Origin of the sequence: Tabrizicola flagellatus, assembly GCF_008271465.1 — a bacterium.
Classification (GTDB): Bacteria; Pseudomonadota; Alphaproteobacteria; order Rhodobacterales; family Rhodobacteraceae; genus Tabrizicola; species Tabrizicola flagellata.
The window spans coordinates 277,093-288,155 of the sequence record NZ_VMDU01000004.1 but is presented as its reverse complement, the minus strand read 5'-3'; the positions used below and the strand labels follow the sequence as shown (position 1 = coordinate 288,155).

Annotated in this window: 11 protein-coding genes and 1 pseudogene; 3 read left to right on the top strand and 9 right to left on the bottom strand. The window is 68.0% G+C overall.

What is annotated here, in order from left to right; genetic code table 11:
* On the bottom strand, positions 1–990 hold a 990-nt coding region (locus tag FL625_RS09065; RefSeq protein ID WP_149588331.1), incomplete at its 3' end, for an IS110 family RNA-guided transposase.
* 86 nt (positions 991–1,076) lie between these two features.
* On the opposite strand from FL625_RS09065, the pseudogene FL625_RS18640 reads away from it, so the two are divergent.
* Positions 1,077–1,229 (top strand): annotated as a pseudogene (locus FL625_RS18640) (inositol 2-dehydrogenase); the annotation flags it as partial.
* Between the two features lie 237 nt (positions 1,230–1,466).
* Here the strand turns inward: FL625_RS18640 and FL625_RS09055 are convergent.
* The 8 genes from FL625_RS09055 to FL625_RS09020 form a co-directional block, all read right to left on the bottom strand.
* Positions 1,467–2,525 carry a dipeptidase gene (locus FL625_RS09055; protein ID WP_149588330.1) on the bottom strand — a complete coding sequence of 353 codons (1,059 nt, stop codon included), beginning with the start codon at positions 2,523–2,525 and terminating at the stop codon, positions 1,467–1,469.
* Positions 2,526–2,558: 33 nt separating this feature from the next.
* The gene (locus FL625_RS09050) at positions 2,559–3,323 is read right to left on the bottom strand and encodes an ABC transporter ATP-binding protein (protein WP_149588329.1); all 765 of its coding nucleotides are present in this window, start codon (positions 3,321–3,323) and stop codon (positions 2,559–2,561) included.
* Positions 3,316–4,149, bottom strand: a complete 834-nt coding sequence (locus FL625_RS09045; RefSeq protein WP_149588328.1) for an ABC transporter ATP-binding protein — start codon at positions 4,147–4,149, stop codon at positions 3,316–3,318. Before FL625_RS09045 ends, FL625_RS09050 begins: the two co-directional genes overlap by 8 nt.
* Positions 4,146–5,051, bottom strand: a complete 906-nt coding sequence (gene nikC / locus FL625_RS09040; protein ID WP_149588327.1) for a nickel transporter permease — start codon at positions 5,049–5,051, stop codon at positions 4,146–4,148. Before nikC ends, FL625_RS09045 begins: the two co-directional genes overlap by 4 nt.
* Positions 5,048–6,112, bottom strand: coding sequence for an ABC transporter permease (locus FL625_RS09035; RefSeq protein ID WP_149588326.1), 1,065 nt, complete (start codon positions 6,110–6,112; stop codon positions 5,048–5,050). The genes nikC and FL625_RS09035 overlap by 4 nt, the downstream gene beginning before the upstream one ends.
* A 52-nt stretch (positions 6,113–6,164) precedes the next feature.
* Positions 6,165–7,760, bottom strand: a complete 1,596-nt coding sequence (locus FL625_RS09030) for an ABC transporter substrate-binding protein (protein WP_354001249.1) — start codon at positions 7,758–7,760, stop codon at positions 6,165–6,167.
* Between the two features lie 114 nt (positions 7,761–7,874).
* The gene (locus FL625_RS09025) at positions 7,875–9,218 is read right to left on the bottom strand and encodes an ATP-binding protein (RefSeq protein ID WP_149588325.1); all 1,344 of its coding nucleotides are present in this window, start codon (positions 9,216–9,218) and stop codon (positions 7,875–7,877) included.
* Complete coding sequence (locus FL625_RS09020; protein ID WP_149588324.1) at positions 9,215–9,874, bottom strand: response regulator transcription factor; 660 nt, start codon at positions 9,872–9,874, stop codon at positions 9,215–9,217. The genes FL625_RS09025 and FL625_RS09020 overlap by 4 nt, the downstream gene beginning before the upstream one ends.
* A gap of 151 nt (positions 9,875–10,025) precedes the next feature.
* On the opposite strand from FL625_RS09020, the gene FL625_RS09015 reads away from it, so the two are divergent.
* On the top strand, positions 10,026–10,334 hold the full coding sequence (locus FL625_RS09015) for a PepSY domain-containing protein (RefSeq protein ID WP_149588323.1): 309 nt from the start codon (positions 10,026–10,028) through the stop codon (positions 10,332–10,334).
* Positions 10,327–10,977 carry a cytochrome b/b6 domain-containing protein gene (locus FL625_RS09010; RefSeq protein ID WP_149588322.1) on the top strand — a complete coding sequence of 217 codons (651 nt, stop codon included), beginning with the start codon at positions 10,327–10,329 and terminating at the stop codon, positions 10,975–10,977. Before FL625_RS09015 ends, FL625_RS09010 begins: the two co-directional genes overlap by 8 nt.
* Positions 10,978–11,063: the final 86 nt, after the last annotated feature.

The following is an 11,063-nucleotide window of genomic DNA, read 5'->3' as shown; positions in this document are numbered from 1 at the left end:
TGCCATCAGGGCCCAGACGATCCGCGCCATCTTGTTCGCCAGCGCCACCCGCACAAGCATCGGCGGCTTGCGCGTCAACATCCCGCCCAGCCACGTGCCCGGTCGGGTGGCGGCATGGACGTGCCGCTTGATGATCACGCTGTTGGCGCCAATGATCAGCAGCCGCCGGAGGGAGCGCTCGCCCATCTTCGTCGTGGCCCCAAGGCGCTGTTTGCCCCCGGTCGAATGCTGTCGTGGCACCAGACCCAGCCAGGCGGCAAAGTCGCGTGCCTTGCGAAATGTCTCGGGCGGCGGGGCCAGAACCGCAATGGCCGTGGCGATCAGCGGCCCGATGCCCGGCACTGTCATCAGCCGCCGAGCCACCTCGTTCGTCTTCGCCCGACGAGCGATCTCGGCATCAAGCCTGCCGATCTCGGCCTCGAGATGGGTCAGGGCTGCGACAAGAACCTTGAGCGTTCCGATGGCGTCGGCCGGCAAGCCGCTTTCGGGCTCCTCGACGATGGCGATCAGCTTCGCTGCGTTCGCCGCCCCTTGGGGGACGATCTGCCCAAACTCGGTCAGGTGGCCACGCAGGGCATTGATGGCCTGCGTCCTCTGCCGGATCAGCAGCTCTCGGACTCGAAAGACCATCGCGGCCCCCTGGGCCTCCTCGCTCTTCACCGGCACGAAGCGCATCGTCGGGCGTTGTGCTGCCTCGCAGATCGCCTCGGCGTCGGCCGCATCATTCTTCTGCCGCTTGACGAAAGGCTTGACGTAGGCAGGCGGGATGAGCCGCACTTCGTGGCCCAACTTGCCGATCTCGCGCCCCCAGAAATGCGCGCCGCCGCAGGCTTCCATCGCGACAACACAAGGTGGCAACTGGCAGAAGAACGCCAGCACCTGATCCCGACGCAGCTTCTTGCGCAGAACCGCACGGCCCGCGCCGTCAGCCCCATGCACCTGAAACACATTCTTCGCCAGGTCGAGCCCGACAGTGGTAACATCCAGCATGACCGTCCTCCTTTGTGGATCCTCGCAGACCCACCTTGGCACATCGATGCCGTCGGGGGGCGGTCACATCATCAAAGCCGTTCGATATGGCAAACTTGCCGATGGGTGCAGCGCCCGTCACCATCAGCGCAGCGGGCTCCTCTATCGTTGACCCGGCAATTGGCGCGGCGGGCGATGTAGATACCGCCGTCGTGACGCTCACCTATGCCGTCGGCCGCATCGCGGTCAGCAAGAACTCGCGCCGGGCGGTCTATGGCCATGACCAGCGGGTCGAACTGCCGGGTTCCAAAGGTCTGTTGCAGGCGCAGAACGTGCTCGAAAACACCGTGGTCAAGTCCACGAAAGCGGGCGTGACCGGGGCGAACCGACCTGCTTCTTCCTCGAACGCTACATGCCTGCCTATGCGGCCGAACGGCTACTCCCCCGAGCGATCGGGACATTCCGGCCCTCGCGCGGCTTGCGCCTCGGGGCAATGTTCAGCCGCCGAAGGTCCGCTCCAGAAGCGCAAGCCAGTTCCGGTGGCAGATCTTCCCGATCAGCGCCTCGCCGAAGCCATGCGCGCGCATCACCTCGACGAACCGGGGCAGGCCCGCGACATCGCCCAGAACGTCCGGGATCTCGGCCCCGTCGAAATCCGATCCCAGGCCCACATGATCCTCGCCCAGCCGCGCGATCAGATGGTCGAGGTGGCGCAGCAGCGGATCCCAGCCGCAGCCGGTGTCGCGCCGGCCATCCGCGTTCAGGAAGCCCACCGCATAATTTAGCCCGACCATGCCGCGGCTTTCGCGGATCATGTCCAGCTGCCGGTCGGTCAGGTTCCGCGACGAGGGGCAGAGCGCATGGGCGTTGGAATGGGTCGCCACCAGCGGCGCATCCGACAGCGCAGCCACATCGTCGAAGCCCGCCGCATTCATGTGGCTGAGGTCGATCATGATCTTCAGCCGGTTGCATTCCCGGACCAGCCGCTTGCCGGCCTCGGTCAGACCCGGCCCGGTGTCGGGAGAGGCGGGAAAGGCGAAGGGCACGCCATGGCCGAAGATCGTCGGGCGGCTCCAGACCGGACCCAGCGACCGCAGGCCCATGGCATGGAAGGCATGCAGGTTGTCCAGCCCCTCGTCGATCGCCTCGGCGCCTTCCATGTGCATGATCCCGGCGATGACGCCCTGATCCATCGCGGCGCGGACCTCGGCGGCGCTGCGGCAGACCCGGAAGGCCCCGCCCGAGGACCGCTCCATCCACAGAAGCAGCGCGGCGGCCGCGAAGGCCGGGGGCAGACCGGCCTCGGCCCCGATCAGCTCGGGCAGCGGCAGGCAGTAGGGCGGTGTCTCCATCTGCGCCATCAGGTCGGGATCGTCATGATCGACGGGCGAGGGCAGGTAGATCGCGAAGAAGCCGCCGGCAAAGCCGCCCGCCCGCATGCGCGGCAGGTCGAGATGCCCCTTGCCCTGGCCGGTCAGCCAGATCGCCTCGCGCGCGGCGGGGTCGTGCAGGAGACGCAGGAGGATGTCGTTGTGGCCGTCGAAGATGGGGGTCATGGATCGGGGTTCCGTTGGGCCATGGGCGGCGGATCAGCTCAGCATCCGGTCGGCGGAGGCCGCGAACAGGCTGCGGGCATAGTCGGTCTGCATGCGTCCGGCGGCAAGATCGGCATGGGCGATCTCCTCGACCGCGCGGCCGTGCTGCATCACCAGGATCCGGTCGCACATGTGGTCGATTACCGCAAGGTCGTGGCTGACCATCAGGAAGGTCAGGCCGCGTTCCTCGCGCAGGCGGGTCAGAAGGTTCAGCACCTCGGCCTGCACGCTTGCATCCAGCGCGCTGGTCGGTTCGTCCAGCAGCAGGATCTGGGGGTTCAGCATCAGCGCGCGGGCGATGGCGACGCGCTGGCGCTGGCCGCCCGAGAGCTGATGCGGATAGCGGAAGCGGAAGGCGGCGGGCAGGCCCACGTCCTGAAGCGCGCGCACCACCCGCGCGTCGGTGTCGCCGATCCCGTGGATCGCCAGCGGTTCCGAGAGCGTGCGGTCGATGGTGTGGCGGGGATGCAGGCTGGCATAGGGATCCTGGAACACCATCTGCACCCGGGTCGAAAAGTCCTTGCCGCGCCGGGCGGGCAGGGGGTCGCCGCCCAGGCGGATCGCGCCGCCGCTGACCGGGGCAAGGCCGCAGATCGCCCGCAGGATGGTGGACTTTCCCGAGCCGCTTTCGCCGACAAGGCCGAAGCTCTCGCGCCGGGCGACGGCAAGGCTGACGCCCTGCACCGCGCGCACCGCGCGCCCCTTGGCCGCGAAGGTCACGTCGAGCCGGTCGATCTCGATGGCGGGGCGGTCAGTCATCGGCCCAGTCCCCCGAACGGTCCAGCACCGGCAGCGGCCCGCGCGCCCCGCCGATGCGCGGCAGGCAGTTCAGCAGGCCCCGGGTATAGGGATGCCTCGCCGCCATCAGTTCGCGCGCGGGCAGTTCCTCGACGATCCGGCCGCGATACATCACCAGCACCCGGTCGCAGAACCGTGCCACCAGCCGCAGGTCGTGGCTGACGAAGATCAGCCCCATGCCCCGGTCGCGGACCAGCGTGTCGAGGATCTGCAGCACCTCGGCCTGGACCGTCACGTCCAGCGCCGAGGTCGGCTCGTCCGCGATCAGCAGGTCGGGTTCGGGGATCAGCATCATCGCGATCATCACCCGCTGGCCCATGCCGCCCGACAATTCGTGCGGATAGGCCTGCATCACGCGCTCGGGGTCGCGGATCTGCACCGCCTCCAGCGCCGCCAGCGCCTTGCGCACGGCCTCGGCCCTGCCCAGCCGGTCGCGCCGGCGCAGGCCCTCGGTCAGCTGCTCGCCCACCCGCATCACCGGGTTCAGCGAGAATTTCGGATCCTGCATCACCATGGCGATGCGCCGGCCGCGCAGGGCCCGCATCCCCGTTTCCGGGATGCGCATCAGGTCCTGGCCGTCGAACTCCATGCGGTCGGCTTCGATCCGCCCCGGCGGCCGGATCAGCCGCAGCACCGACCGGCCGGTCATCGTCTTGCCCGAGCCGCTTTCACCGACGATGCCCAGCCGCTCGCGCCCCAGCGAGAAGGACACGCCACGCACCGCCTGGACCGGGCCGGTCTCGGTGTCGAAGGTCACGCGCAGGTTTTCCACCGTGAGCAGGCTCACCGTCCGGCACTCCTCGGGTCCAGCACGTCGCGCAAGCCGTCGCCCAGCAGGTTGAAGCCCAGCGAGACGATGAAGATCGCCAGCCCCGGCATGGTGGCCACCCACCACTGGTCGAACAGGAACTTGCGCCCGGACGAGATCATCAGGCCCCATTCCGGCAGGGGCGGTTGTGCGCCAAGGCCGAGAAAGCCCAGGCCCGCCGCGATCAGGATGACCCCGGCCATGTCCAGCGTGACCCGGATGATGACCGAGGGCAGGCACATCGGCATCACATGGCCCCAGACGATGCGCGCGGCCCCCGCGCCCTGCAGGCGCACCGCGGCGATGTAGTCCGAGCTGCGCACCGTCAGGGTCTCGGCCCGGGCGACGCGGGCATAGGGCGGCCAGGCGGTCAGCGCGATGGCCAGCACTGCGTTGAAGATGCCGGGGCCCAGCACTGCGACAAGCGCCAGGGCCAGGATCAGCCGGGGGAAGGCCATGAAGATGTCGGTGATCCGCATCAGCACCGTATCGACCCAGCCGCCGGCATAGCCGGCAACCGTGCCGATCACGAGACCCAGCACCGGCGCGGTCAGCGCCACCAGCGCGACGATGTAGAGGGTGATCCTCGCGCCGTGGACGATCCGGCTCCAGATGTCGCGGCCGAAGTCGTCGGTGCCCAGCCAGTGGCCCGGCGTTCCCGGCGGCAACAGCCGTTGTCCCAGGTTCTGCGCGATCGGATCATGCGTGGCAAAGACGGGCGCGAAGGCCGCCAGCACCAGCAACGCGACCACGATGACCAGTCCCGTCATCGCCAGCGGATTGCGCCGCAGCCGCAGCCAGGACAGCCAGGCCTGTCCAAGCCGGGCCTGCGCGCGCGACTTCGGATCGGGATCGGTCAGCCAGTCCGTCAGCGCCGTCATGTCCGCGCCCTCGGATCGACCAGCCGGTAGAGGATGTCGCTCAGCATGTTGAGCGTCACGAACACGACCCCCACCACCACCGTTCCGCCCAGCACCGCCGGCATGTCGGCGGTGAACAGGGCATCCGTGATGTAGCTTCCCAGCCCCGGCCAGGCGAAGATCGTCTCGGTCAGGACCGATCCTTCCAGCAGATAGGCATAGGACAGGGCGATCACCGTGATCAGGGGGACCATGACGTTGCGCATCGCATGCACCCAGATCACCCGCCATTCCGGCATGCCCTTCACCCGCGCGGTGGTGATATATTCCTGCCCCAGCTCGTTCATCATGAAGCTGCGGGTCATCCGGCTTATGTAGGCCATCGAGACATAGCCGAGGATCCCAGCGGGAAGCACGATATGCGACAGCGCGTTGGCAAAGACGTCCCAGGCGCCGTTCAGTGCGGTGTCGATCAGGATGGTGCCGGTATATTGCGTCAGGCTGAAGTCCAGCGTCATCTGGTGTACCGGATCCAGCCGCCCCGGCCCGCCGACCCAGCCGAGCTGGCCGTAAAAGACCAGAAGCCCGATCAGCCCCAGCCAGAACACCGGCATCGAATAGCCCATCAGCCCGATCAGCCGCACGATCTGGTCGGCCAGGCTGCCGGGGCGGGTCGCGGCCAGCACGCCCGCCGGCACCCCGGTCAGCACCCCGATCAGCGTGCCCAGCGTGGCGAGTTCCAGCGTGGCGGGGAAGTATCGGGCGATCTCCTCGGCCACCGGCGCGCCGGTGCGGATCGAGGTGCCGAGATCCCCCTGCGCCGCCGCGGCGACATACATCGCGAATTGCTGCCAGAGCGGCTTGTCCAGCCCCAGGGCAATGCGCGTGGCCTCGTACTGCTCGGCGGTGGCCCTTTCGCCGACGATCGACAGCACCGGGTCGATCGGCACGACCCGGCCGATCACGAAGGTCACCAGCAGCAGCCCGAGCAGCGTGATTGCAAGGGTGATCATGGCTCCGGCCAGGCCGCGCAGCAGCGAGAGGCTGCGCTGGACGGTCGCGTTCGGCGAAGATGTCGTCATCAGGATCCTTGCGGCGCCGCGCCCGGGACCGACCCCGGGCGCGGCACGGGCCTTACTTGGTGACCAGCCAGTAGACGGCGGCGTCGGTGGCGCCTCCGGTGTAGAAGTTCTGCACGTTGGCGCGCATGGCGGTCTGGCGCTGCTGCTGGAACAGCATCACGAAGGCCGAGGTGTCGCGGTGCACGCGCTGGATCTCCTCGTACATCGCGCGGCGCTTGTCGGCGTCCTTCTCGGCCACCGCGGCCTCGGTCATCGCGCCCAGCTCGCCCGGATCCCAGGCGGTGCGCCAGGCCAGATAGCCGGTCGCGTTCGCCTCGTCGCTGTTGTCGGGGTTCATCGCGAAGGTCGAGGCATTGGTATGCGGGTCGGGATAGTCCGGCCCCCAGGTCTGCAGCGTGGTCTCGTGCTGGCGGGCGCGATACTTGCCCAGCACCGTCTTGCCGTCGCCCACGTCGAGCGTCACGTTGATGCCCACCTGGCCGAAGGTGTTCTGGATCGACTGGGCGATGTCCAGCCGCTCCTGATCGTTGCGCACGGTCATGCTGATCTCCAGCGGCAGCGTCACGCCCGATTCCGCCAGCAGGGCCTTGGCCTTCTCCAGGTCCAGGCTGTAGGGATTGTCGCTGATCGCGCCCAGGAAGCCCTTCGGCAGGAAGGCCTGATGCACGGCCCACTGGCCCTTCAGGATCGTGTCGGCCATGCCCTGATAGTCGATCGCCCAGCGCATCGCGTCGCGCACCTTGGGATTGGCCAGCTCTGCCTTCTTCTGGTTCAGCGCCAGGTAATAGACCTGCCCGCCCGGATCGTCCTGGACGCGGATGTCGGCATTGCCCGCCACGCCCGCGACATCGGTCGGTGTCAGGTTGCGGGCTATGTCCACGTCACCCTTTTCCAGCAACAGGCGCTGCGTCGCCGGCTCGGGCACATGGCGCATGAAAACCGTTTTCAGCTTGGCATCGCCGCGCCAGTGACCCTGCCGCGCCTCGATGATGTAGCCTTCGTTGGGCTTGTAGGACTTCAGCACATAGGCGCCCGTGCCGGCGGAATTCTCGCGCAGCCAGGCATTGCCCATGTCGCCGTCCTTCTCGTGCTCCATCACCGTCTTCATGTCCACGATGTTGGCCACGCCGGCGGTCAGGCAGTTGTAGACGAAGGTCGGCGCATAGGGCTTGTCGGTCTTCATCACCACCGTGTCGCCCTCGACGGTGATCAGCTGGTCCACGTTTTCCGGGGTAAAGCCGAACTGGGTCAGGATGAAGGCCGGGGTCTTGTTCAGCTTGACCGCCCGGCGCAGCGATCCCGCGGCATCCTCGGCCGTCAGCGGGTTGCCGCTCGAGAAGGTGACGCCCGACTTGATCTTGAAGCGGTAGGTGACGCCGTCGTCATCCACCGACCAGCTTTCCGCCAGTCCGGGGATCAGCTCGCCCTCGCGGGTGGGGTCCAGTTCGATCAGCGTGTCGTAGACGTTGTTGTTCAGGTCCACGCCCGAGAATTCGAACGCCTCGTGCGGGTCGATCGAGACGATGTCGTCGATGGCCGAGGCGATGACCAGAGAGTCGGCGGGCGTCTCGGCCAGAAGGGCCGCGGGCATTGTGCCCGACAGCAGGGCGATCAGGATTGTGGATGCGGTTCGGCGGGTGATGTGCACGGTGAAGCTCCCGGTTGGCAATGTTTTTTGCCACGCTACTCCCGGTCTCCCTCGTCGGGAAGCCCCTTTTTCGCTGCGGTCCGGGAACCTGGACGGTCACATTCATCCGGCCTTTCAACGGTTGGATTCCGGGACGACCGGCAGGATGATCCTCGCCTCCAGTCCCTCGGGATGGCCGGGGCGGGGCGATTGCAGGGCAAGACCGCTGCCGATGCGCTCTGCGATAGCCGACACGATGGCCAGGCCCAGCCCGCTTCCTTCTCCCTGCGCGCCGGCGCGCTCGAACCGCTCGGCAAGGCGGCTCAGGATGTCGGGCGGCACGACCGGGCCGTCATTGGCCACCGCAAATGTGCCATCAGCCTGCAAGCGCACCGCGACCGTGCCACCCCTGGCTCCGTGCCGCAGGGCGTTTTCCACCAGATTGCGGAAGAGGATGGCGAAGGCGTCCGGGTCCAGATCGGACATCACCGGCCCATCGGGCAGGGACAGGACGATCCGCCCGGTGCCGGCAATGCGCTGCATGTCCTCGGTCAGGAGCCGGGCGACCGGCCGCAGATCCGAGGGGCCGTCCAGCCGCAACCGTCCGCCCTCGGCCCGCGCCAGTTGGAGCAGACGCTCCGACAGTCCCGTCAGCCGTTTCAGTGTCGCTTCGATCCCGGCCGCCCGTGCCTTCGCCTCGGCGTCGCGTGTCTCGCTCTGAAGCCGCTGCACCTGGGCGATCGCGCCGGCCAGAGGGGTGCGCAGCTCGTGCGCGGCATTCGCGGCAAAGCTGCGTTCCGCTTCGAAGGCAGCGGCCAGCCGGGCCAGAAGGCCGTTCATCGTGGCGGCGAGCGGCGCGATCTCGGTTGGCAGATCGGCACTTGCGACGGGGCTCAGATCGCTTGCCCCGCGGGCCGAAAGCCGATCGCGGAACTGGCGCAGGGGCGCTAGGCTGGCACGGACGGCCAGCACGATGGCCAGAAGCGCCACTGGCACGACGATCAGCAGCGGCAGGCCGAGGCCCATCTGAAGCTCCCGTGCGACGCTGGCGCGGTGGTCCAGCGGCTCGGCAACGGTGATGCGGATGGTGTCCTGCACGGCCGCGTCGTTGAAGATGCGGTGCGTGGCCGTCTGGCGGAACCCGATCCCGTCCCAGGCCGGAAAGTCCGCCGGGTCGGCGGCATGCGATTGCAGCAGGATGCGCCCCTGGTCGTCACGCACGATATAGGTGAAGAACTCCTCATGCTCGCGGATCGCGGCAAGGCGCTGGCTGATGCCGGCTTCCTCGCGGTTCAGGATGTCGACGACGGCAAGCGGCAGGATGCGCTGCGCGGTTTCCTGAAGGGCGGCATCGAAGACCTCCTCGATCTCGCCCCGGGCGAGCAGCGCCGTCACGCTGGCCGCCGCGACCCAGATCAGCGTCAGCGCAAGGCCCAGCCAGAGCCCCAGGCGCCCCTGAAGGCTGCGCGGCGCCCTCATGCGCGGCCCAGCCGGTAGCCGAGGCCGCGTTCGGTCTCGATCACCCCGGCGCCCAGCTTCTTGCGCAGGCGGCTGACATGGACCTCGATCGTGTTGCTCTCGATCTCGGCGCCGAAGGCATACAGCTTCTCTTCCAGCTGCGCCTTGGACAAAAGCTGGCCGGGGCGGGACAGGAACGCCTCGAACAGCGCCCATTCGCGCGCTGTCAGGGTGACGGGCCGGCCGTCGCGGTGGATGCTGCGGGCGGCAAGGTCGATCGTCAGCGGCCCGTGGGTGACGATGGGGTTGGGGTTGCCGGCATAGCGCCGCGCGACCGACCCGATCCGGGCGGACAGTTCGGCAAGGTCGAAGGGTTTCACCAGGTAATCGTCGGCCCCGGCGTTCAGCCCCTCGATCCGGTCGCTGATCTGGTCCAGGGCGGTCAGGATGATGACGGGCGTCACATCGCCCCTGGCCCGCAGGCGGCGCAGGAAGGGGATGCCCCGGCCGTCGGGCAGCATGAGGTCCAGAAGCACAAGGTCGAATCCTGCGCCGGCCATCGCGTCAGCGGCAGCATCCAGGCGCTGCACCCAGTCGACGGAATGGCCATCGGCGGCAACCTGATCGCGCACGGCCGCGCCCAGAACCGTGTCATCCTCGATCAGCAGTATGCGCATGGTCTCTTGCCGTCCCTTCGGGCCCTTGTCGCCTTGTTCTGACCCGCTCGCCTGACGGCAGGCTGAAGCGGCCTGCCAGCCGTCTTCAGGCTGCCGTAAGCTTGGGCGTGCATGAACGCATCCAGACTGGCCGTAACCCGGAGTGTGGCCCATGCGAAAGACCCTGACAATTCTTGCTTTCCTGGCAGCCCTTCCCGCCGGTGCGGCCCTTGCCGATGACGATTGCTTCGTGCCGATGGCCGACTGGCAACCGCGCGAGGCGGTTGCCCGCTTCGCGGACGCGCAAGGCTGGACGGTGCGCCGGATCAAGATCGACGACGGCTGCTACGAGATCGACGGCCGCGATGCGGAAGGCCGCGCCATCGAGGTGAAGCTGCATCCCGGCACGCTCCAGATCGTCGAGATGGAATTCGAGGATGACGACAATGGGCACGACCGCGAGGGAAAGGAAAATGACTGACCGGGCTTCGGCACTTGCCACGGGTGACGCAACCGTGCGGGTCTGGGATCCGCTGGTGCGCCTGTTCCACTGGAGCCTTGTTGCCGCCGTCGCGACCGCCTGGCTGACCGCCGACGAGGTGCAGCCGGTTCACGAAGTGGCAGGCTACACGGTTGCGGGCCTCGTGGCCTTCCGGCTGGTCTGGGGCCTTGCCGGCAGCCGCTACGCGCGCTTTGCGCAGTTCGTGAAGGGACCGGGGGCGACGCTGGCCTATCTGGGCGCGATGCTGCGCGGGAAAGAGCGCCGTCATCTGGGTCACAACCCTGCCGGCGCCGCGATGGTCCTGGCGCTGCTCCTGACGCTCTCGGGCACCGCCTTCACCGGCTGGCTGATGACAGACCCTACCCGCGTGGCACTGCTGCCGACCCTGCCGCAGATCGTGGCCCCCGCCTGGGCGGATGAGGACGGCGACGAATATGGCGAGGGGCGAGAAGCCGAGGGTCCGCTGAAGGACATCCACGAGACTCTGGCAAACCTGCTGCTTCTCCTGATCGCGGCCCATGTCGGCGGTGTTGTCCTCGCCTCGGTCCGCCACCGCGAGAACCTTGCCCGCGCCATGGTCACCGGCCGGAAGCGAGCGGCCGGACCGGACGACATCGCCTGATACGCTTCCCCGACCACCTGTCCCTGTGGTCCGACTGGCCCCGACTCTTCCCGGCGGGGCCTTCTTCTTCCTGACGGCAAGCTGAA

Bases quoted from the DNA above. Each gene is read 5' to 3' on its own strand.
- FL625_RS09055 (WP_149588330.1), bottom strand. From the start codon at position 2,525: ATGACCCCCATCTTCGACGGCCACAACGACATCCTCCTGCGTCTCCTG.
- FL625_RS09050 (WP_149588329.1), bottom strand. From the start codon at position 3,323: ATGACTGACCGCCCCGCCATCGAGATCGACCGGCTCGACGTGACCTTC.
- nikC (WP_149588327.1), bottom strand. From the start codon at position 5,051: ATGACGGCGCTGACGGACTGGCTGACCGATCCCGATCCGAAGTCGCGC.
- FL625_RS09035 (WP_149588326.1), bottom strand. From the start codon at position 6,112: ATGACGACATCTTCGCCGAACGCGACCGTCCAGCGCAGCCTCTCGCTG.
- FL625_RS09025 (WP_149588325.1), bottom strand. From the start codon at position 9,218: ATGAGGGCGCCGCGCAGCCTTCAGGGGCGCCTGGGGCTCTGGCTGGGC.
- FL625_RS09020 (WP_149588324.1), bottom strand. From the start codon at position 9,874: ATGCGCATACTGCTGATCGAGGATGACACGGTTCTGGGCGCGGCCGTG.
- FL625_RS09015 (WP_149588323.1), top strand. From the start codon at position 10,026: ATGCGAAAGACCCTGACAATTCTTGCTTTCCTGGCAGCCCTTCCCGCC.
- FL625_RS09010 (WP_149588322.1), top strand. From the start codon at position 10,327: ATGACTGACCGGGCTTCGGCACTTGCCACGGGTGACGCAACCGTGCGG.